18 protein-coding genes are annotated in these 20,930 nt (G+C 70.1%); 8 read left to right on the forward strand and 10 right to left on the reverse strand.

The features are described from left to right. Positions 1–151: 151 nt before the first annotated feature. Positions 152–1,381 carry a formaldehyde dehydrogenase, glutathione-independent gene (gene fdhA, locus H343_RS0107380; protein WP_028430614.1) on the forward strand — a complete coding sequence of 410 codons (1,230 nt, stop codon included), beginning with the start codon at positions 152–154 and terminating at the stop codon, positions 1,379–1,381. A gap of 103 nt (positions 1,382–1,484) precedes the next feature. Here fdhA and H343_RS35510 read toward each other — a convergent pair whose 3' ends face one another. From H343_RS35510 to H343_RS0107410, 6 genes are all read right to left on the reverse strand, one after another. Then, complete coding sequence (locus H343_RS35510) at positions 1,485–1,826, reverse strand: hypothetical protein (RefSeq protein ID WP_028430615.1); 342 nt, start codon at positions 1,824–1,826, stop codon at positions 1,485–1,487. Positions 1,827–2,109: 283 nt separating this feature from the next. Next, on the reverse strand, positions 2,110–2,424 hold the full coding sequence (locus H343_RS33510) for a hypothetical protein (protein ID WP_051264692.1): 315 nt from the start codon (positions 2,422–2,424) through the stop codon (positions 2,110–2,112). 268 nt (positions 2,425–2,692) lie between these two features. Beyond that, entirely contained in the window at positions 2,693–2,992 is a 300-nt protein-coding gene (locus tag H343_RS0107395; protein ID WP_158679520.1) for a hypothetical protein, read from the reverse strand. 314 nt (positions 2,993–3,306) lie between these two features. Next, positions 3,307–3,621, reverse strand: a complete 315-nt coding sequence (locus H343_RS0107400; protein ID WP_158679521.1) for a hypothetical protein — start codon at positions 3,619–3,621, stop codon at positions 3,307–3,309. Between the two features lie 262 nt (positions 3,622–3,883). Further along, the gene (locus tag H343_RS0107405) at positions 3,884–4,183 is read right to left on the reverse strand and encodes a hypothetical protein (RefSeq protein WP_028430618.1); all 300 of its coding nucleotides are present in this window, start codon (positions 4,181–4,183) and stop codon (positions 3,884–3,886) included. A gap of 209 nt (positions 4,184–4,392) precedes the next feature. Then, a complete protein-coding gene (locus tag H343_RS0107410; RefSeq protein WP_051264694.1) occupies positions 4,393–5,679 on the reverse strand; it encodes a globin domain-containing protein in 1,287 nt (428 codons plus the stop codon). Between the two features lie 561 nt (positions 5,680–6,240). Between H343_RS0107410 and H343_RS0107415 the strand changes: the two genes are divergently transcribed. Next, complete coding sequence (locus tag H343_RS0107415; protein ID WP_028430620.1) at positions 6,241–6,675, forward strand: VOC family protein; 435 nt, start codon at positions 6,241–6,243, stop codon at positions 6,673–6,675. Between the two features lie 434 nt (positions 6,676–7,109). On the opposite strand, the gene H343_RS0107425 is transcribed toward H343_RS0107415, so the two are convergent. Continuing rightward, positions 7,110–8,531, reverse strand: coding sequence for an AAA family ATPase (locus tag H343_RS0107425; protein ID WP_028430621.1), 1,422 nt, complete (start codon positions 8,529–8,531; stop codon positions 7,110–7,112). Positions 8,532–9,261: 730 nt separating this feature from the next. Between H343_RS0107425 and H343_RS0107430 the strand changes: the two genes are divergently transcribed. From H343_RS0107430 to H343_RS0107440, 3 genes are all read left to right on the forward strand, one after another. Then, positions 9,262–10,869, forward strand: coding sequence for an ABC-F family ATP-binding cassette domain-containing protein (locus tag H343_RS0107430; protein ID WP_028430622.1), 1,608 nt, complete (start codon positions 9,262–9,264; stop codon positions 10,867–10,869). Between the two features lie 194 nt (positions 10,870–11,063). After that, positions 11,064–12,752 carry an MFS transporter gene (locus H343_RS29390; protein WP_051264696.1) on the forward strand — a complete coding sequence of 563 codons (1,689 nt, stop codon included), beginning with the start codon at positions 11,064–11,066 and terminating at the stop codon, positions 12,750–12,752. A gap of 108 nt (positions 12,753–12,860) precedes the next feature. Then, positions 12,861–13,643, forward strand: coding sequence for a TetR/AcrR family transcriptional regulator (locus tag H343_RS0107440; RefSeq protein ID WP_486586815.1), 783 nt, complete (start codon positions 12,861–12,863; stop codon positions 13,641–13,643). 103 nt (positions 13,644–13,746) lie between these two features. On the opposite strand, the gene H343_RS0107445 is transcribed toward H343_RS0107440, so the two are convergent. Genes H343_RS0107445 through H343_RS29400 form a run of 3 tightly spaced genes read right to left on the reverse strand, consistent with a single transcriptional unit; the run spans position 13,747 to position 16,956 of the window. Then, a complete protein-coding gene (locus tag H343_RS0107445; RefSeq protein WP_028430624.1) occupies positions 13,747–13,932 on the reverse strand; it encodes a tautomerase family protein in 186 nt (61 codons plus the stop codon). 13 nt (positions 13,933–13,945) lie between these two features. Further along, positions 13,946–15,256, reverse strand: a complete 1,311-nt coding sequence (locus H343_RS29395) for a DegT/DnrJ/EryC1/StrS aminotransferase family protein (RefSeq protein WP_078505134.1) — start codon at positions 15,254–15,256, stop codon at positions 13,946–13,948. Further along, on the reverse strand, positions 15,253–16,956 hold the full coding sequence (locus H343_RS29400; protein ID WP_078505136.1) for an AMP-binding protein: 1,704 nt from the start codon (positions 16,954–16,956) through the stop codon (positions 15,253–15,255). Before H343_RS29400 ends, H343_RS29395 begins: the two co-directional genes overlap by 4 nt. Before the next feature lie 269 nt (positions 16,957–17,225). On the opposite strand from H343_RS29400, the gene H343_RS29405 reads away from it, so the two are divergent. The 3 genes from H343_RS29405 to H343_RS29410 all read left to right on the forward strand — a co-directional run bounded on the left by H343_RS29405 (position 17,226) and on the right by H343_RS29410 (position 20,782). Beyond that, positions 17,226–18,314 carry an ornithine cyclodeaminase family protein gene (locus H343_RS29405; RefSeq protein ID WP_051264698.1) on the forward strand — a complete coding sequence of 363 codons (1,089 nt, stop codon included), beginning with the start codon at positions 17,226–17,228 and terminating at the stop codon, positions 18,312–18,314. Between the two features lie 39 nt (positions 18,315–18,353). Then, positions 18,354–19,568: a cytochrome P450 gene (locus H343_RS0107465; RefSeq protein ID WP_028430625.1), complete on the forward strand. Its 1,215-nt coding sequence runs from the start codon at positions 18,354–18,356 to the stop codon at positions 19,566–19,568. Between the two features lie 320 nt (positions 19,569–19,888). Then, positions 19,889–20,782 carry an AfsR/SARP family transcriptional regulator gene (locus H343_RS29410; protein ID WP_199778891.1) on the forward strand — a complete coding sequence of 298 codons (894 nt, stop codon included), beginning with the start codon at positions 19,889–19,891 and terminating at the stop codon, positions 20,780–20,782. Positions 20,783–20,930 lie beyond the last annotated feature (148 nt).

A 20,930-nucleotide genomic window follows, 5' to 3' on the forward strand; every position in this document is an offset into this window, starting at 1 on the left:
GGTCCGCTCCGGGCCCTTGCCGACCGCATCCACCGCGTCCGCGCAGGTCGCGGGGGTCTTCCGGGTCCGGGCTGGCAGGGCGCCCACCTGTACCCCAAACTGCCACAAAAGGGACGATGGCATCCATGTGCGTGGTCGGAGGGACAGTTACATGACTGGAAACAGGGCCGTGGCCTACGTCGAACCCGGCGTCGTCGAAGTGCAGTCGATCGGCTATCCCGACCTGGAAGTGCACGACGGTCCCGGAGTGGACCCCCGGAACGTGGGCCGCCACTGCCGCCACGGAGTGATCGTCAAGGTCCTCGCGAGCAACATCTGCGGCAGCGACCAGCACATGGTGCGCGGCCGCACGACCGCCCCCTCCGACCTCGTGCTCGGCCACGAGATCACGGGCGAGGTGGTCGAGAGGGGCCCGGACGTCGAGTTCGTCGAGAACGGCGACATCGTCTCGGTCCCCTTCAACATCGCCTGCGGACGCTGCCGCAACTGCAAGGAGCGCAAGACCGCCATCTGCCTCAACGTCAACCCCGCCCGCCCCGGGTCGGCCTACGGGTACGTGGACATGGGCGGCTGGGTCGGCGGCCAGGCCGAGTACGTGATGGTGCCGTACGCGGACTTCAACCTGCTGCGATTCCGCGACCGCGACCAGGCCCGGGAGAAGCTGCTGGACCTGACGATGCTCTCGGACATCTTCCCCACCGGCTACCACGGCTGCGTCAGCGCCGGTGTGGGTGTGGGCAGCACCGTCTACATCGCGGGCGCCGGGCCGGTCGGTCTCGCGGCGGCGGCATCTGCGCAGCTCCTGGGCGCCGCGGTCGTCATCGTCGGCGACCTCAACCCCGAGCGGCTCGCACAGGCACGTTCCTTCGGCTGCGAGACGGTCGACCTCACGCGCGGAGCCCCCGAGGACCAGATCGAGGACCTGATCGGAGAACCGGAGGTGGACGCGGCCGTCGACGCCGTCGGCTTCGAGGCGCGGGGCCACGGCAAGGACGCCGGTGAGGCCCCCGCCACCGTCCTCAACACACTGATGCAGGTCAGCAGGGCGGGCGCCTCCCTCGGCATCCCCGGCCTGTACGTCACCGAGGACCCCGGCGGCGTCGACAACGACGCACAGACCGGATCGCTCAAGGTGCGCCTCGGCCTGGGCTGGGCCAAGAGCCACAGCTTCACCACCGGCCAGTGCCCCGTGATGAAGTACCACCGGCAGCTCGCCATGGCGATCCTCCACGACCGCGTGCAGATCGCGAAGGCCGTCCACGCTCAGGTGATCTCCCTGGAGGACGCCCCGCGCGGCTACGCCGAGTTCGACAAGGGAGCCAGCCGCAAGTACGTGCTGGACCCGCACGGCGAACTGGACCGCTTCAGGACCGCCGCGTAACGCTTCTCGGGCTCGGGCTCGGAAACGGGCCCGGACACGAAGAAGCGGTTCAGGAGGCGGGCCCGTGAAGGCCCGCTTCCTGAACCGCTCCGTACGGCTCTGCTCAGATGACAGGCAGTGCTTCGAGCAGCGTGACGGCGATGCCCGCGGAGCCGCCGTCGCCACCGGCGGAGTTGCCGCCTTCGTTCGTGTTGTTGTCGTTGTCGATGCCGCAGATCTGCTGCACCGCGCCGGAGTCCGCGCTTCCGCCGCCCGCGATGGGGCCGTTGACGTTGATCAGGCCGGTCTGCGTCGTCGTGCTGCTCGCGTCGGCGCTCTGGTTGCAGACGATGGTGGTGGGAGGCGGCTCCTCCTCGTGCCCGCCGGCGGAGGCGACGCCGGCGCCGAGCATGCTGACGCTGCCGACCACGGTGGCCACGAGTGCAGCTTCGCGAAGCTTGCGCATTTCTTCTCCACTTCCATGAGGGCTTGACACGATCAGCAATCGATCGCATCCAGGCAGTAACACACGGTATTGCGCGTCCGGTTCTTTTCACCCGCAACACGCCGTTTGTTCCGATTAGGCGGAACGGGCGCTCGCGCAGGTAATTCCGAGTAGTCCCGTTGCGGCGCCGGATGCCGGAGTTCCCCGTCTCCTTCGTGGTGCCGTCTGCCGGCGCGGTGCAGACGCGCCACAGGGGCTCGAGCTGATCAGCCCGGGCCCCTGCGGCGATTGTCGGTCTCTCAGATCACAGCAGGCCGACGGTGATGCCGCCGTCGCCGCCCACGCCGCCGGTGGCGTTGCCGGCAGTGTTGGTGTTGTCGTCGTTGCCGAGGCCGCAGATCTGCTGGGTGGCCCGCGAGGTCGCGTCGCCGCCGCTGCCGATGCCGCCTTCGACGTTCTCGTCACCGGTCTGCGTCACGACGCTGTTGGCGTCGGCGTCCTGGGTGCAGGTGACGGTGGGGGGCTCCTCGTGGCCGCCGGCGGCCGCCACGCCGGCGCCGAGCATGCTGACGCTGCCGACCATGGCAGCCACGAGTGCAGCTTCGCGAAGCTTGCGCATTTCCTTCTCCACTTCCGTGAGGGCTTGTTGCGGTCAGTCACTGAACGCAGATATGCAGTAACACACGGTATTGCGCCGATGGAGATTCCCATTCGCAACACGCCGTTTGTCCGAATTGCTCATCGAAGAGATCCGGGTGAGGGGATTCCGTGCGGGCCGGAGTGAGCGGGTGCCGACGGAAGTCGCCCACGCTGTCGGCCGCGGACACGCCGCAGGGGCCCGGACTGGATCAGCCCGGGCCCCTGCGAACGACTGCCGGTCTCTCAGGTCACAGCAGGCCGTCGAGCAGGCTGACGCTGATGGCACCGGTGCCGCCCGCGCCGCCGGTGGCGTCGCCGGCCGTGTTGGTGTTGTCGTCGTTGCCGAGGCCGCAGATCTGCTGGGTGGCCCGCGAGGTCGCGTCGCCGCCGCTGCTGACGCCGCCTTCGACGTTCTCGTCACCGGTCTGCGTGACGGTGCTGCTGGCGTCGGCGCTCTGCTCGCAGGCGACGGTGGGGGGCTCCTCGTGGCCGCCGGCGGCCGCCACGCCGGCACCGAACATGCTGACGCTGCCGACCATGGCAGCCACGAGTGCAGCTTCGCGAAGCTTGCGCATTAGTTCTCCACTTCCGTGAGGGCTTGACACGATCAGTGAGCGATCGCACGTGAGTCGTCGCACACGCTATTCGCGCAGATTGGAATTTTGTCCGTAACACGCCGGTTCGTCAGGGATTGTTGACCGCGCTGGGTGATGTCCTGTCACGCCGCCCGGCCGCCCGGCAGGCCCGGTGGCGACGTTCGCCGGACCGCATTCACCCTGGTGCCTCTGTCCACCCCGCGACGCAGTGCAGGGGACCGGGTCGGTCCCCGGTCCCCTGCACGAATGTTCCGCTGTCGCTCAGATCAGCCGAGGGTGACCGCGATGCCTGCCGAGCCGCCCGCGCCGCCGGTGGCGTCGCCGGCCGTGTTCGCGTTCTCGTCGTTGCCGAGGCCGCAGATCTGCTGGGTGGCGCTCGAGGTTCCGTCGCCGCCGCTGGCCACGCCGCCTTCGACGTTCTGCTCGCCGTCCTGAACGACGACGTTGTTGGCGTCGGCGTCCTGCTCGCAGGCGACGGTCGGGATCTCGCCGTTTCCGCCGGCGGAGGCGACGCCGGCACCGAACATGCTGACGCTACCGACCATGGCGGCCACAAGAGCAGCTTCGCGAAGCTTGCGCATCTCTTCTCCACTTCCGTGAGGGCTTGACACGATCAGTGATTGATCGCATGTAGGCAGTCACGAACGGTATTAGGGGATTTTCCCTGTTCTGTGAGCAACACGCCGATTCATGACTTTTGCCCTCTAGTGCCGGTTCATCTGCTCCACGGTGAGGCCGATTCGCCGGCAAGGTGGGCAGTTGCTGTGACGGCGTGGGGTGAGCAGAACCGAGGGGCCGAGTCGAGAACTCGGCCCCTCGGGTCGATCGGTCGCACGACTCAGGTCACGGAGCCATCTCCGCCAGGCTGACCGAGATGGCCGAGGTTCCGGCCTCACCGCCTGTGGCGTCGCCCGCCGTGTTGGTGTTGCCCTCGTTGCCCAGGCCGCAGACCTGCGGAGTGGTGGTCGAGGTCGACTCGCCACCGCTGGCCACGCCTCCGCCCGAGCTCTCGGTGCTGGTGTCGGACTCCTGGTTGCAGGTGACGGTGGGAACCTGCTCGACGGCGGAGGCGACGCCGGCGCCGAACATGCTGACGCTGCCGACCACGGCGGCCACGAGTGCGGCTTCGCGAAGCTTGCGCATTTCCTTCTCCACTTCCGAAAGAGGCTTGACGCGACCAGCGAACCGACCACTGATCGTGTTCAGGCAGTAACTCACCGTAGGCGTGACCTGTGCAGTCGCCAGTCACAACACGCCGCGAAGCTGACTGCGCCCGGCAAGTCCTGTTCGATCCGCTGCCGGCGGTTCGAGACGCTCGTCCGCGCGCGGGAGGCGGCCCCGGGAGGCCGGAGTCAGCCGGTGGAGAAATCGGAGGTCTCCGCGTCGGCCTCGACCGCGCCGGCGCGCTGAGCCGGGTCGATCCAGGGCACCGGCCGCGGAGAGAGGAAGTACTCGGCGTGGGTGGTGTGCTGCTTCCTCTCGGCGGCGCGCGGAGGAAGGGGATCGTGCCGCAGATGTCCGGGGAGGACGCCGAGCTCGTCCAGCAGCAGGGCGCGGATGCCGGTGACGAAGGGGGCCGGCCCGCTGAGCCGGACGTGCTGGTGCTCCCAGCCGTCACGCGCGGCCAGCGCGGCCCGCAGACGCTGGTCGGCGACGTCCTGGGACTCCCCGGACCAGGGACACCACCAGGACAGCTCCAGGTCGGGGCAGCGGTCGGCGAACTCGGTCATCGCGTCGATGTCGTAGAAGTGCTGACGGCTGCGGGCGGCGAGGTACACCCGCGTAGCGGGCCGTGGCTCGCGCTCGACGACGGACTCCAGAAGCGCCTTCATCGGCGCCCAGCCGCTGCCGGCGGCGATCAGCGTGATGCCGTGTCCGTCGGGGACGTCCCCCAGAGTCGCGGCGCCCGAGGCCGGCCCGAGGTGGAGCCGGTCGCCGGCGCCCGTACCGTCGCACAGCAGAGGGCTGAGACGGCCGCCCCCGGCCCGCGCTATGTGGAACTCCAGCGGAGCACCGGGCGTCGGGGTGCGTGCGAGGGAGTAGGGCCGCCAGACGCCGGGGAGCAGGGGGCTGTGCAGGGTGGCGTACTGGCCCGCCCGGTACGGATAGGGCTCGCCCGGCAGGACTTCGAGCACTGCCGTGTGGTCCTTGTGCAGCCGGTGGCTGACGACAGTGGCGTCCCACCACGCCGGTTCCGCCCGGGACGCCGCCTGATCGGCGCCCTGCTGCATGGCGCGGGCTGCCGCCTCGTACGCGGCCGACCATGCCGCCTCGGTGGGCCCGTCCCAGGTGCGGCCACAGCCGAAACCCACGGCCGCGATGAGACTCCGGCCCACCGCGTCGTACTGGTCGGGCGTGATTCCGAACTTGCGGTGGTCCCGGCCGAGACGCGCCAGGTAGTCGGGCAGCCCGGGATCGTCGAGCCGTGAGACGACGTGCCCCAGCGCACCGAAGAGACGGTCGAACTGCTCGTTCATGTCGGTGGGGAAAAGAGCCCGTGACTCAGGGCAGTTGGAGAAGAGATGCGCGTAGAAGTACTTCACCACGTGGTCGGCGCGCATGCGTACGCGCTCGAAACTCTCCCGTACCAGCTGGACGTCGTCTCCCGTCCGGCCCGTGTTCCGCTCCGCGTCCGCCATGTCAGCGCCGTCAGGAACGCCGGGCGCGACAGAAGGAGCCGACCGGTGGCTCGGGCGAACCACCGTGCTGCGGACCGGAGCCGAGGCTTTCGGCTCCGGCCGCTGCTCTGCCGTCCGGGTCTGCGGTCGGGGCGGACGATGCCGCCCGTCGAGTGGTCGGGGACACGGGGCGCATGGGGGTCACTTCCGCGGAGGGTCAGGGCCGGCGGCCCGTACGGACAGGGTCTCGTTGCATTCGTCGCCGGACTGCTTCCGGATGGCCGTGTCCGACGCCCGTGCCGGACACGGGGTCGGCCGGGCGGCGGCCTCCCCGGGCCCGCCGTTCCGGGCATCTCGTGACGGCCGTCCCAGCAGTCCCACCCTCCACACCTACCGGACGTGGGCGATCGAGGAGAGACCTCGTCGAAATCTTTGCGGCACGGCCCCAACCGGAAGACCGATCCGAGGTGTTGGTTGTGTTTTCGCCGGTGGACCTCGCGGACGTGGTCGAGATCAAGGACGTGTCCCCGCCCGGACGATAAAGCGCTCGATGAGTGACAGAGCCCCTGTTACGGTGCGGCGATGCCGTCGATCAAACAGTTCCAAGTCACCTTCGACTGCGCGGACCCTGAACGCGTCGCTCGTTTCTGGTGCGAGGTGTTGGGGTATGTCGTGCCGCCGCCCCCGGAGGGGTTCGCCACTTGGGAGGAGTTCGACCGCTCCCAGCCGCCTGAGGAGCGGGGATCGTGGTCCGTATGCGTCGACCCGTCAGGTGTGGGCCCGCGGCTGTTCTTCCAGCGCGTTCCCGAAGACAAGGTCGCGAAGAACCGGCTGCATCTCGACGTGCGGGTCGGCACCGGGCTCGTGGGTGAGGAGCGCCTGGCCGTGCTCGAGGCCGAATGCGCACGACTGGTCGCGCTCGGCGCGGTACGCGTACGGCTGCTGACCGCCGATGAGGACAACGAGTCGTGCCTGGTGATGCAGGACGTCGAGGGCAACGAGTTCTGTCTCGACTGAACACCCGCGCCGAGAGGGCGAGGTGGGGAGCCGTCCCTTCTTGCTGCCGGTACCCGGTGCCTGAGACACGGCGGCCAGGAGCTGGTCATCCAGGTCGGTCACTGTGCGACTCATGTGCACCTCCAGGTCCCGCCCGCAGGTGGGTCGGGGCCTTGGTGACAGCCCGGAACCGCCTCCCTGCTCGCCGCTCCGCGACCAGGCCGCGGTGAGAGGTGACCGGGTCGGTGTCGGCTGGTGCCGCGGGCACACGTCAGACCGCCTCGACGCTTCGCTCCGCGACCAGTTCGTCCACTTCGGCCGTGTCCGAAGTGAAGAGCGCGACTCGTCCCTCGTGCTGACGTGCGGCAAAGCCGAGCACGGGGCCGATCGCGTACTTGTGCCCGTGAAGCTTGGCATCGTCCAGGAATCGGCGAGCCTGGCGGACCTCCTCCTTGTCAGACGTCGCGCCATGCCGCGAGCAGCTGTTCCGGACCGTAAGCAGCCTGGAGTCCGGCGCAGGACACTCCGCTACGGGAGACGGCCAGTAGTGGGACGGGGTCGTCCGTGAGTGCCGCCCGGTGCTTGTGGAGGGCTGCCAGGTCGTGGCCGTCGAAGGCGCTCTGCTCCAGCCACTTCACCGAGCCGAGGAAGTGCAGCTGCTTGGCGACGGGCGCGCGGTCGGCGCCGACCAAGTCGATCTCGGGGTCGTTGCCACGGGTCCAGTAGCCACCGACGGCTGGTGAGGCGGGCAGCCCGCTGTCGGGGAGCAGGCGGGCCAACGATTCGCGGACCAGTGGTTCGACGGCCCGACCGCGCCAGCTTGTCCACCTTTCGCGGATGCGGCCGAGCGTGAGATCGCCCCGCATGCGTTCGATCTCGGGCATGTGCGGTTCGAGGAACGCCAGCCAGAAGCGCAGGTAGGGGTCTGCGACCCGGTAGCGGCGTTCCTTCGACGGCCGGAGTGAGAGCGGGAGTTCGGCGGCGACGACTCCCTTGCGTGTCAGGAGGTCCGTGGCCCGGGTCAGCGTGGTGTGGGCGATGCCGCCGGCAGCCCGGGCGATATTCGTGAAGGTGCGTTCCCCGCTGCCGATTGCGCGCAGCACCTCACGGCTCATCGCCTGCGGGGGGAACTCGGCGGAGAGCGACCGCTCAGCGGATACCAGGAGGGCGGAGATGGGGTTGCCGAGCGATTCGGCCAGGAACTCCCCTAGCGGGGCGCCGGGCCGCCATTCGGCGCAGATCAGCGGGAGGCCGCCGGTCACCAGCGCGGCGTCGAACGCCTCGGCAGGCTCCAGGTCCAGCAGGTCGGCGAGGTCGGCAGGGTTGAGCGGGCCGAGCACCATTTCCGTTCCCCGCTGGTGGAAAGGGCGCTCATAGCTGTTCAGCGCCTCCATCATCGAGAGGTCCGACCCGATGAGGAGCAGGAGTACCGGCTTGCGGGAGAAGTGCCGGTCCCAGGCCCGCTGGAGGATGCCCTCGAACGCGTCGACCCGGTCCATGAGGTACGGGACCTCGTCGAGGACGATCACGGTCGGACGGTCGTCGGGCAGGAGGTCGGCGAGCAGCCGGAGGGCGGCGCTCCACTGGGTGGGCACCTCCTCGGCGAACTGGTCCCGGTCCGGCAGCGTGGACGCGGCCACGGCATCGTGCAACTCCCGCAGCTCGTCCTCGGCGGGGCTGCCGGCCGCGGTGAAGAAGAGACTCGGTTCGCCGGACCGTTCCAGGAACTCCTCGACGAGGCTCGACTTCCCCACCCGGCGCCGCCCGCGCAGCAGGATGCAGCGGCCGGGCGTCGCTGTGCCGATGCCTTCGTGAACCTCGCGAAGTGCGGCATCCAAGGCCTGGAGCTCGCGCCTTCGGCCGACGAACCGGCGCATGACCGTCACCTCACATGGTTACGTAAGAGATAGTATCGCTGGCGATACTATCTTGCCACGGGTTGGCTGTGTGAGTCGCGGATTCAAGAAGCCGAGCGCCGTGAAAGAGCGACCGCATCATCCGCACTGTCACAGCACGGGCCGGACCCGCCATCGGCGTCACCACGGACGTCATCACTGTCAGAGCAGGGAGGGCGGGATGACGGGTCCACACGTGGCCACGGGGTGGTCCCGGTCTCACCTGGCGTACCGCCGAACGGTCGCCCGCCTGCCACATCCGCTGACGTCGTGGCGGTCGACGGCGTCATGCCCGGCCCGCCCGGCAAGTGGTGGGTGGGCCCGTTGAGCCCAGGGCATAGGAGTGCGCCGGGAATCGGGCCGTGCGGTTCGGTGTCCACCGCCCGGCGGCGCGGGGGTGAGGAGCAGGCACCGACTCCGGACAGGGCTCGTTCGGTCTCCCCTGCCGGCCGCGGTGATCCGGGCGGGCCGACGGGTAGCTGCGTGATCCGTACGTCAGGTATACGATGTATAAGTTCCTGCCGCCGTCGCTTGGAGAAGTCCGTTGCTCCTGTGAGGTTCCGCGACACCGTGCCCGTGGTCACACGGGCGTCGTGCGTCCTCTCGGAGCGAAACGGCCGGACTCTGCGGGTTCCCTCCCACGGCCTTCGTTCGATGTCGCAGTCCCGGTGTCTTCCAGCTCCCCAGACCGCGATCCAACCGGAGGCTGCGCATGTCAACGCCGACCCCTTCCATCGTCTGCTCGGACCTCACCTTCTCCTGGCCGGACGGCACACCCGTCTTCACCGGCTTCGACCTCGTCGTCGGCCCTGGCCGAACCGGCCTGATCGGGGTCAACGGCTCCGGCAAGTCCACGCTGCTGCGCCTGATCGCCGGCGAACTGGCCCCGGCCGGCGGGTCGGTGAAGGTCAACGGGGAGCTGGGCTACCTGCCGCAGAACCTCGTGCTCGACACGACGGCGCGTGTCGAGGAAGCCCTCGGCGTCGCCTCCGTGCGCGCCGCGCTGCACGCGATCGAGGCGGGAGACGTCAGCGAAGAGAACTTCGCCCTGGTCGGTGACGACTGGGACGTCGAAGAGCGCTCGCGGGCCACCCTCGACCGGCTCGGCCTCGGCCATGTGACGCTGGACCGCGGGATCGACCAGTTGTCCGGCGGCGAGTCCGTGCTGCTCTGCCTGGCGGCGCAGCTGCTGCGCCGCCCTGATGTGCTGCTGCTGGACGAGCCCACCAACAATCTCGACCTGGCGGCACGCCGCAGGCTCTACGACGCCGTCGAGTCCTGGCGCGGCGCCATGGTCATCGTCAGCCACGACCGCGAACTGCTGCAGCTGGTCGACCAGATCGGCGACCTGCGCTCCGGCGAAGTGCGTTGGTACGGCGGGAACTTCACCGACTACGAGGAGGCCGTGGCCGCCGAGACGGAGGCCGCCGAGCGCATGGTCCGGGTCGCCGAGTCCGATCTGCGGCGCCAGAAGCGGGAGTTGGCGGATGCCCGGATCAAGCTCGACCGGCGGCTGCGCTACGGCAAGAAGATGTATGAGAACAAACGCGAACCCAAGGTGGTGATGAAGGAGCGCAAGCGGCAGGCCCAGGTCGCCGCGGGCAAGCACCGCAACATGCACATCGACCGCCTGGAGGAGGCCAAGGAGCGCCTCACAGAGGCGGAGGAGGCGGTACGGGAGGACAAGGAGATCCGCATCGACCTCCCCGAGACCTCTGTGCCCGCGGGCCGCACCGTGCTCGCGCTCCACGACCTGGAGACCCGCTACGGAGCCCGTGCCGACCTGGAGGTACGCGGCCCCGAACGGATCGCTCTCGTGGGCCGGAACGGCTCGGGCAAGACGACGCTGCTGCGTACCGTCGTCGGCGAGCTCGCCCCCGTCTCGGGCACTGTCGAAGCGGCCGTCCCACAGCGCTACCTGCCGCAGCGACTCGACGTGCTGAACGAGGAGTTGACGGTGGCGCAGAACGTCGCTGCACTCGCTCCCTCGGCCACCGACAACACGATCCGCGCCCGCCTGGCACGGTTCCTCTTCCGGGGCAGGCGCGCCGATCAGCGGATGGACACCCTCTCCGGCGGCGAACGCTTCAGGGCCACGCTCGCGGCCCTGCTGCTGGCCGAACCGCCGCCGCAGCTGCTGCTGTTGGACGAGCCGACCAACAACCTGGACATGGCCAGCGTGCAGCAGCTGACCGACGCCCTGGAGTCGTACGAGGGAGCGCTGATCGTGGCCAGCCACGACGTGCCGTTCCTGCGGGAGATCGGCATCACGCGCTGGCTCCAGCTCGACGGGGAGGTGTCCGAGTCCGACCCGCTGTGAGGCGCCACGGCACCTCGGCGCTCCGCCGCCCGCTCAGTCAAGTGCTGGGCGGGCGGACGCAGTTCGGGCCCGTTTTCAAGTCGCCGGAGACACGGCGAGTTATACGGTGCACGAGAGACGTTATACAGTGCATAATAAACTCGACGCTGTACAACGAACCGCTACCGCAACTGTTCTCTCCGCCGGGAGGCCTCGTGTCAGAAACCAACGCCGCCGTCGCGGAGCCGAGTGCCCGCAACCCGCAGCGGTGGGTGATCCTCGGTGTCGTCTGCCTCGCCCAGCTCGTCGTGCTGCTCGACAACACGGTGCTCAACGTCGCCATCCCCTCCCTTACCAGGGACCTGGACGCGAGTACCGAGCAGATCCAGTGGATGATCAACGCCTACGCGCTGGTGCAGTCCGGCCTGCTGCTCGCCGCGGGCAGCCTCAGCGACCGGTATGGCCTGAAGAAGGCGCTCCTGACGGGGCTGCTGCTGTTCGGCGCGGGTTCCCTGATCGCCGCGTTCAGCCAGTCGCCGGCCGAACTGATCGCCTCCCGGGCCGGCATGGGCGTCGGCGGTGCGCTTCTGATGACCACCACGCTGGCGGTCATCACCCAGGCGTTCGACAACGAGGAGCGGCCCAAGGCCATCGGCGTGTGGGCAGCGGTGAGCTCGGTCGGCTTCGCCGGCGGGCCGCTGCTCGGCGGCGGGCTGCTCAACCACTTCTGGTGGGGGTCGATCTTCCTCATCAACGTCCCGGTCGCGGCGGTGAGCATCGCAGCGGTCGCCAAGCTCGTGCCCGAGGTGAAGAACCCCCAGGGCAAGCGCCCCGATCTCGTCGGCGCGGTGCTCTCCACGATCGGCATGGTCGGTGTCGTCTACGCCATCACCTCGGGACCCGACAGCGGCTGGACCTCGACCGGGGTGCTGCTCCCGGCCGTGGTGGGACTTTCCGTCCTCACCCTCTTCGTGCTGTGGGAGCTGCGCATCCCGTACCCGATGCTGGACATGGGCTTTTTCCGCAACCGCCGTTTCAACGGTGCCGTCGCCGGCGGGTTGCTGGTCGCCTTCGGCATGGCGGGCTCGCTCTTCCTGCTCACCCAGCACCTGCAACTCGTGATGGGATACGGCCCCCTGGAGGCCGGCCTGCGCATTGCACCGCTGGCGCTGATGATCGTCGCGCTCAACCTCAAGGGCTTCAGCGCGAAGATCCAGCCCAAGCTGGGTGCCTCGGGGACCATCGTCAGCGGCATGACACTGCTCGCGGGCGGCCTCGCCGTCGTCGCGCTCCTCGGCGGCAATGGTCAGGGGTACGCCGGGATGTTCGTCGGCCTGCTGGTGATGGGCTGCGGCATCGCCCTGGCCATGCCGGCCATGGCCAACACCATCATGAGTTCCATCCCGCCGGAGAAGGCCGGTGCCGGTGCCGGCGTGCAGGGCACCGTGACCGAGTTCGGCGGTGGTCTCGGTGTGGCGATCCTCGGTGCGGTGCTCAACGCCCGCTTCGCGGCTCTGGTGCCGCCGGCGTTGGGCGCCGGCGCGGCCGGTTCGCTGTACGAGGCCCTCGGGGCCACCTCGACGGCGGCGGAGCGTGAGCAGGTGTACGACGCGTTCGCGTCCAGCGTGAGCACCAGCCAACTGGTCGGAGCTGTGGCGGTCTTCGCGGGTGGGTGCCTGGCCGGGCTGCTGCTGCAGCGGGCCGCGAAGTCGGAGGCGGCGGCCGAGGCGGCCAAGACTCAGGAGGCCGGGCCCGGTTCGCAGACGGATCAGGTGGCTCAGGCGGATCAGACGGACAACGGGGCTCAGAGGGATCAGGTGGACGGTGAGCAGGCGGACTCGGTGTCCGTGGGCTCCGCCGAGGCCGCCGACCGGGCGCCGAAGCCCCCGTCCGACGCCTCCTGACCCTCGGCATCCCGACCATCCCCCGGAACAGGCCGGGTGCGGGCTTCCCCCAGCCCGCACCCGGCCGTACCACCGGGTGCGGAATCGGCCGCGTAACCTGGAGCGCATGTGACATCCACTACACAGCAAGGGGTCGATGTGGCCGGTAAGCGGGCAGCGCAGCCACGGAAGAGCGTGTGGCTCACTCCGGCCCCCGCCGACCGGCGGCGGCGGGGCGGCGACGACGAAGTCGGGGCAGGCAACCTGAGCCGCGACAAGATCGTGGAAGTGGCGGTCCGGCTGCTGGACGCGGACGGAGTGGCCGGGTTCTCCATGAGGCGCCTTGCCGGAGAGCTCAACGTCACCCCGATGTCCGTGTATTGGTACGTCGCCAACAAGGACGACCTGCTGGAGCTCGCGCTCGACGCCGTCGCGGGTGAGGTCGAGTTGCCCGACCTGAACGCGGGCCGCGACTGGAGCGACGAGCTGCGCGCGCTGGCGGGCGCCTGGCGCCGCGTCATGGTGGCGCACCCGTGGGCCATCCGCTGCTACGGCGAGTACCTGAACATCGGCCCGCAGAGCATGCGCTTCTCCCACCGCGCGCAGGCCGTCGTGGCCCGCTCGCCGCTGCCGGAGGATCAGCGGCCCGCGGCGCTCGCCGCCGTCTTCCAGTACACCTACGGATTCGCCTCCATGGAGAGTCGCCTCATCGAGTACGGCCGTGAGGCCGGCGGAACGGCGGACGACTTCCTCGCGGAGATCGCCGGGACTGTGGCCGAGGTGCCGGGCATGGACGCCCCCGGCGGGCTGGTGGGCCGCCGTGCCGGGCTGTCCGTGCAGCAGGTCCGCGACCAGGATTTCGAGCGTGCGCTGGAATGGCTGATCGCGGGGATGCGTACGAGCGCCGCGTGAGGGTGCCGCTTCCGGGCGGCACGCGGATGCGAGAGCGGGGCCCGGGGCGTGGTGCGTTCCCGGGCCCCGCGAACTGTCCACCGGCAGGCGCGAGTCGCTCCCGTCAGCCGGCCTGCTTGCCGCCGATGCCCCAGCGGCGTGGCGGCAGACCGGTCAGGGTCACCCAGGTCTGGTCCCTGGCGGACTCGCCGAACACGTCCGCCACGGCGTCGGTCAGGCGCTCCACGAGAGCGCGTTCGCTGTCCTCGTCGAGCCGGCTCTCGAAGATCTTCACGTCGATGTAGGGCACGGTGTGTTCCTCCTCAGCTGTTGGCGGACACGGCGGCGGCCGTGAGTCCGGAGCCCGGCGCGGGCGCCGTTTCCGTGGCGGATGCGTGATTGGCGGTTGCCTGGTGCGCCTCGTCGAGCGCTGCGGTGAGCGCGGCCACGAGCTCGTCCACCTGCCCGTCGTCCAGACCGGGATGGCAGGGCACGTTGACGTGCGCGTTGAACCACGACCGCTCGGCGACCGGGCACTCGCCGGGGCCGTGGCCGCGCAGCCGCCACTCCGGCGTCAGATGAAGCGGGAAGTAGCGCAGCTCCACCTGCACGCCCATCCGGTCGAGGGCCCGTACGCAGCGCTCCCGCGCCTCGGGGCCCTGGTCGAGGAAGAAGGCGTAGAGGTGGTAGGCGTGCGTGCAGCCCTCGGGGGCGCGCTGGAGGCGCGTGCCGGGGAACGCGGACACGACGGCGTCGAGCCGGCCGGCGATCCAGCGGCGGCGTTCCGTGAAGCGGTCCAGGGATTCGAGCTGGACGAGGCCGACGGCAGCGGCCGCCTCCGACATGGTCGCGTTGGTGCCCGGGCCGCGCAGGCCGACCGCCGCCTGCCGGTAGACGTCGTCGGAGTACTTCATCCAGGGCAGCAGGCCGGGCTCCTCGTCCGCGCCGGGACGGAGCGGGGTGAAGACGCCGTCGACCTCGTTGCTGCGGAGCCTGTCGACCCGCTCCGCCCAGTCGTCGCGGCTGAGCGTGATCATGCCGCCCTCGCCGAGGGTGGTGATGTTCTTCGACGAGTGGAAGCTGAAGCAGCCGATGTCGGCGAGGACGCCGGGGCGCTTGCCGCGGTACTCCGTGCCGAGCGCGTGCGCGCAGTCCTCGATCACGACGATGCCGTGGCGGCGGGCCAGCGCCATGATGCGGTCCATGTCGGCGGGGCAGCCGGCGTAGTGGACCAGGAGGATCGCCCGCGTCCGGTCGGTGATCAGGCTCTCCAGCGCGTCCGGGGAGATGTTCAGAGTGTCCGGGTCGACGTCGCAGAACCGTACGGTCACGTCGTGGCCCAGCAGTGGCTGCACGGTCGCCTGGAAGGTCTGCGGGGTGGCGATCACCTCGTCGCCCGGGGTGAGTTGGAGCAGCCGCACGGCCATCTCGAGGGCGGCGGTGCCGCTCGTCACCGTGAGGGCGTGCCGGGCGCCGGTCAACTCGCGGAATCTCTCCTCGAACCGGCGTCTGTGGCGCCCCGCGGACAGCGGGTCGTCGGAACGAACCAGCTCCGTCAGCGCGTCGAGCTCCGCCTCTCCGACGACGCTGCCGCGCCGCTGGAACGGGACGCGGTAGCTTCGCGCCCCGTTCACCGGGTTCCCGCCGCGTCCGGCTGAGGAGCCTTCTGCGGGGCCGACCGGCCGGGACCGTTCTTCGCGTGCCGTGCGGAGTCCGCCGCCTGCGCCGCCAGCGCCTTCTTGTCCACCTTGTTCAGGCCCGTCAGCGGGAAGGAGCCGATCGGCTCGACCTGGTCGGGCAGCTTGTGGTCGGCCAGGCCGCGCGAGCGCAGCAGCTTGCGCAGTTCGGGGAGAGCGGGCGCCTCGGTGTCCGCGGCCGCGACCAGGAACGCGTGGATCTTCTCGCCCAGCACCTTGTCCGGCAGCGGCACCACCGCGGCCTGCTGCACATGCGGATGCGCGGTGAGGTGGCCCTCGACCTCGGTCGCAGAGATCTTGTAGCCGCCGCGGATGATGACGTCCTTGACGCGGCCCTCGACGACGATCTCACCGGTCGGGGTGCGGCGCACGAGGTCGCCGCTGCGGTAGAAGCCGTCCTCGGTGAACGCGGTCGCATTGTGCTCCGGCGCGTGGAAGTAGCCGCGCAGGGTGTACGGGCCGCGGGTGACGAGCTCGCCGACTTCTCCCGTCGGCACCTCCCGTCCGTCGGGATCCACCACGCGGATCTCGTCGCCGGGCGAGACGGGCCGCCCCTGTGTGGTGAGCACCGTGGGCTGCGGGTCGTCGTAGCGCGTGAAGGTGAGCAGCCCCTCGGCCATGCCGAAGACCTGCTGCAGCCGCACCCCGAGCGTCGGCTCGATCCGGGCAGCGACCTCGTCGTGCAGCTTGGCGCTGCCGACCTGGAGGACGCTGAGGCTGCTCAGATCGTGCGCCGTCCCGTCGCCGGCGGCGACCAGCCAGAGGTGCACGATCGTGGGCGTCGCGGAGGTGATGGTGACGCGTTCCCGTTCGATGAGCGGGAAGCAGGCCGACGGGTCCGGGCCCTCGGCGAAGACCACGCGGCCGCCGTGCTGCAGCGTGCCGATGATCCCCGGGCAGCCCCACGGGAAGTTGAACTCCACGGGCAGTACCGCCAAGTAGACAGTGTCCGCAGTCAGTTCGCAGATCTCGGAGGTGACGCGCGTCTGGTACGCGTAGTCGTCGTGGGTGCGCGGGATCAGTTTGGGCAGGGCCGTCGTGCCGCCGGACAGCAGGAAGAACGCCACGTCCGACGGGTCGGGCCCGGGGAACTCCCGCGGCTCGCGCTCGATGCCGGCGAGCGGGACCACTCCGTCGGCGTGCTCCTCCCCGGCGGGGCCGCCCGCGACGAACAGCGTGGCGATCTGCGGCAGTTCGGCCTGCATGCTGCGGGCCAGCTCGCCCAGTGGGAAGCCCCCCGCCTCGTGCCCGGCGACGTAGGCGACGGCACCGGACAGCTGCGCCAGGTGCCGTACCTCCTCGCTGCGGTAGGACGGCAGCACGAAGACGGGCAGCGCGCCCAGGCGGAACAGGGCGAAGCACACCGCGACGAAGTCAGGGGTGTTGGGCAGCTGGACGAGGACCCGGTCGTGCGGGGAGACGCCGTGGTCGGCGAAGCCGGCGGCCAGCCGGTCGCTCCTGGTATCGAGTTCCCCGTAGGTCACCCGGGTTCCGTCGGCCGCGACCAGCGCGACCCGGTCCCGGTAGGTCTCGGCCCAGCCGCGCAGCAGCCCGCCGAGGGTCTCTCCACGCCAGTAGCCTGCGGCGCGGTACTCCTCGGCCAACTCCTGCGGCCAGGAGACGCATCCATCGAGCATCGCTCGTCCTTTCCGTAGGCTCCGCAATCCGCAATTCCGCGATCCGCGCACGCCGCGGGTGCGGGTGGCGCGAGCGCCGCCCACAGTGGGCGGCCCCGTTGACACGGCGCTGACCCGGGCCTGACCGCGAGCACCGGCGCACGCACGGGCGACGGACGGGTGTGCCGCCGTCAGAACCTGATCAGGGCCGTGTCAGGAACCGTCCGCAGAATCTGAGGCCACCGCGGCCCGACTGGCCGCCGGCTGACCGAGATTCACGGGAGCGTCTGATGGAGACCTGGGTCCTGACCGAGCGCGACGTCGCGGAGGCGGTGAACGCCGTGGGCCGGGACGGTCTGATGGACCGCGTCGTCGAACGGCTCGACGAGGGACTGACCGAGGCCGCCCAGGGCCGCAGGGCGCTGTCCCCGCAGCGTGCCGGCTTCGTCCGCGACCAGCCGGTGCCGGGCGTGTGGGAGTGGATGCCGCACCGGGAGCCGGGCGACAGCATCACCCTCAAGACCGTGGCCTACAGCCCCGCCAACCCGGAGCGGTTCGGGCTGCCGACGATCCTCGGCACGGTGGCCCGCTACGACGACGCCACCGGCGCCCTGACGGCGCTGACCGACGGGGTGCTGCTGACTGCGATCCGCACCGGCGCCGCGTCGGCCGTCGCCAGCAGGCTGTTCGCCGAGCCCGGCAGCCGCGTCGCGGGAGTGATCGGCGCCGGGGCGCAGGCCGTCACGCAGCTGCACGGCCTCAGCCGCGTCCTTCCCCTGGAGCGGGTCCTGGTGTGGGACAACAACCCGGCGCACGCGGCGAGTTACGCGGCACGGGTCGCTTTCCTCGGGCTGGACGTCCGGATCGCGCGGCCCGAGGAGATCGCCGCAGAGTCGGACGTGATCTGCACCGCGACCTCGGTTCCCGTCGGCGAGGGACCGGTGCTCCCGGACGGGCCGACGCGGGAGCATCTGCACGTCAACGCGATCGGCGCCGACCTGGTCGGAAAGACGGAGCTTCCGGTGGAGTTGCTGCGGCGCGCGTACGTCGTACCGGACCACCGTGAGCAGGCCCTGCACGAGGGCGAGTGCCAGCAGCTCGCCCCGGAGGAGACCGGCGGCAGCCTCGCCGAGTTCTGCGCGCAGCCGGAGCGTGCGCACGCGCTGCGCGGCACGACGACCGTCTTCGACTCCACCGGCTTCGCGCTGGAGGACCACCTGTCCGTCGAGGTGCTGCTGGAGGTGGCGGCCGAGCACGAGCTGGGCACGCGCCTGCGGATCGAGCACCACCCGGCGGACGTGCTCGACCCCTACGCGCCGGTCCCGGGCGCGGTCCCGGATGTCGCGCCCGCCCTCATCTCCGGCACGAGGCGTGCCTGAAACCCCTACCCGTCCGCACCCTCGTCGAAGGAGACGCAAGTGACCCAGCAGACCGTAGCCGCGCAGCCGGACCTGACCGATGGCGGCCACCGCATGTTCGAGTGGCTGCGCACCATGCGCGACGAACACCCCGTCCGCGAGGACGAGTACGGCGTGTTCCACGTCTACCGGTACGCCGACGTCATGGAGCTCTCCGCCGACCCGGGGGCGTTCTCCTCGGAGCTGAGCCGGCTGCGCCCCGACTCCAACGCGCTCAGCGAGCAGATCCTCTCCGTCATCGATCCGCCGCTGCACCGCAAGCTGCGCCGCCTCGTCAGCCAGGCGTTCACACCGCGGACCGTGACGAACCTGGAGCCGCGGATCACCGAGCTCGCCGGGCAGTTGCTGGAGGCCGTCGAGGGCGACAGGTTCGACCTGGTCGGCGACTTCGCGTATCCGCTGCCGGTGCGGGTGATCGCGGAACTGCTCGGCATCCCCACGTCCGACCAGGACCTCTTCCGCAACTGGTCGGAGCGGATGCTGTCGATCGAGGTCGACGACCCGGTGGAGCTGCAGTTCGGCGACGAGGCCGGGGAGGACTATGAACGCCTGGTCAGGGGCCCGCTGGAGGAGATGCACGAGTATCTGCAGGGTCACGTCGAGGACCGGCGGGCCAACCCCGGTGGCGAGGACCTGATCTCCCGGCTGGTACGGGCCGAGCTGGACGGCGAGTCCCTGACGGACCGGCAGATCGTGGAGTTCGGCGGGCTGCTGCTGATGGCGGGCCACGTCTCCACCTCGATGATGCTGGGCAACACGATGCTGGCGCTGGAGGAGAACCCGAAGGTGGCGGAGGCGGTGCGGGCCGACCGCGCGCTGATCCCCGCCGTGGTGGAGGAGGTGATGCGCTTCCGTCCGCCGATCACCGTGCTGGCCCGGGTCAGCACCCGGGATGTGACGGTCGGCGGTGTGCAGGTGCCGGCCGGGCGGATGGTGGTCGGCTCCCTGATCTCCGCGAACCACGACGAGCGGCAGTTCGAGGAGCCGGAGCGGTTCGACCCGTGGCGCGAGAACAACCAGCAGATCGCGTTCGGGCACGGCATCCACTACTGCCTGGGCGCTCCGCTGGCCCGCCTGGAGGGGCGGCTCGCGCTGGAGGCGCTGCTCGACCGGTTCGCCGACGTCGGAATCGACGGCGAGCAGCAGATCGACTACCACCGGGACGGATTGTTCGGCGCACGCACGCTTCCCGTGATTGTCCGTCGGCATGACTGAAGACGCGGATGTCCGTTCTATTCCTGGCCTCACGTCAGACCTGGGACGGGGCACCGAGACGGGCCCAGAAAGTACCGGAATAAGCGGCGGATAAGCCTCCATGGTTTGTCCGTATGGTCCGGAACACGCATCGCCCCGGACTTCCGCTATCCCAAGCGGCACCGGCTCATTTGCTGACTCGGAGTTTACCGAGGCAGATCGATGAAATCGTCCTGGAGTTTGTTGACAACGCGCTGCGCCGGTTTTTAATCTCCCCACGTCCGGCAGTCGACACCCGTCGGCTTCCGTAGCCCGGTGCGGCTGACCATGGGGGAGTCATCGTGGATATTGATGTGCTAGGAGTTCTGGCGGCACGCGAGGAAGGAATCTCGATCGCGCCGACAGCTCCGAAGCCGCGGCACCTGCTCGCTGCGCTGACCGTGTACGCGGACCAGGTGGTGCCGGTCACCGCGCTGGTCGAGGAGCTGTGGGGAGCCGAACCGCCCCGCAGCGCCCGCAACACGCTCCAGACGTACGTGCTCCAGGTGCGGGAGCTCATCCGGGAAGCGGCCGTCTCCACCGGGAAGCCGGACAGGGCGAAGAGTGTCCTGGCGACACTCCCCGGCGGATACCGGCTCGACACCGACGGAGGGACCGTCGATTCACGGGAGTTCGAGCGGCGGGCCGCCGCGGGCTACCGGGCCATGGGCTGCGGAGACTACGAAGGTGCCTCCCGGCGGCTGAGCAACGCGCTCTCCCTGTGGAAGGGCCCCGCCTTCTCCGACACCCAGACCGGGCACATGCTCGACATGGAGGGCCAGCGCCTGGAGGAGACCCGGCTGTGCGCCCTCGACCAGCGCATAGAGGCCGATCTGCGACTCGGCAAGCACCGCGGGCTCGTCGGCGAACTCACCGTCCTCGTCGACCGCTACCCCACCCACGAGTCCCTGCACCGGCAGCTGATGCTGGCGCTGCACCACTCGGGCCGCCGGGGCGAGGCCCTCGGCGTCTACCAGAAGCTGCGTGCCACCCTCATACAGGAGCTGGGGCTAGAACCCTCGCCGGGGCTGCGCCGCCTCCAGCACTCCATCCTGGACGACAACCTGAACCGTTCGGCCCTGGAACGGTCGGCCGTGGAGAGCCGGGGCCACGTCGGTTCGCCGGCTTCCCCGGACGCGAGCACGCCGCGGAAGAGTCCGGCGGACGCGGCACGCCGGACCGGTTCTCACTCCTGAGACGGATGACCCTGGAGCGTTCTGCTCCCTGCGACGGGCAACTCCCTCCCGGTGTCCACTCGCTGCCTCCGCCGCGCGCCCGGCAATTCCCACCCCGGGACCATCCGACGGCTCCGAATTTCATTACTGCGAGCGATTGTTCGCGAAC

It is taken from the genome of Streptomyces sp. TAA204, from assembly GCF_000424965.1.

Bases quoted from the DNA above. Each gene is read 5' to 3' on its own strand.
- fdhA (WP_028430614.1), top strand. From the start codon at position 152: ATGACTGGAAACAGGGCCGTGGCCTACGTCGAACCCGGCGTCGTCGAA.
- H343_RS35510 (WP_028430615.1), bottom strand. From the start codon at position 1,826: ATGCGCAAGCTTCGCGAAGCTGCACTCGTGGCCACCGTGGTCGGCAGC.
- H343_RS33510 (WP_051264692.1), bottom strand. From the start codon at position 2,424: ATGCGCAAGCTTCGCGAAGCTGCACTCGTGGCTGCCATGGTCGGCAGC.
- H343_RS0107400 (WP_158679521.1), bottom strand. From the start codon at position 3,621: ATGCGCAAGCTTCGCGAAGCTGCTCTTGTGGCCGCCATGGTCGGTAGC.
- H343_RS0107405 (WP_028430618.1), bottom strand. From the start codon at position 4,183: ATGCGCAAGCTTCGCGAAGCCGCACTCGTGGCCGCCGTGGTCGGCAGC.
- H343_RS0107410 (WP_051264694.1), bottom strand. From the start codon at position 5,679: ATGGCGGACGCGGAGCGGAACACGGGCCGGACGGGAGACGACGTCCAG.
- H343_RS0107415 (WP_028430620.1), top strand. From the start codon at position 6,241: ATGCCGTCGATCAAACAGTTCCAAGTCACCTTCGACTGCGCGGACCCT.
- H343_RS0107425 (WP_028430621.1), bottom strand. From the start codon at position 8,531: ATGCGCCGGTTCGTCGGCCGAAGGCGCGAGCTCCAGGCCTTGGATGCC.
- H343_RS0107430 (WP_028430622.1), top strand. From the start codon at position 9,262: ATGTCAACGCCGACCCCTTCCATCGTCTGCTCGGACCTCACCTTCTCC.
- H343_RS29400 (WP_078505136.1), bottom strand. From the start codon at position 16,956: ATGCTCGATGGATGCGTCTCCTGGCCGCAGGAGTTGGCCGAGGAGTAC.
- H343_RS29405 (WP_051264698.1), top strand. From the start codon at position 17,226: ATGGAGACCTGGGTCCTGACCGAGCGCGACGTCGCGGAGGCGGTGAAC.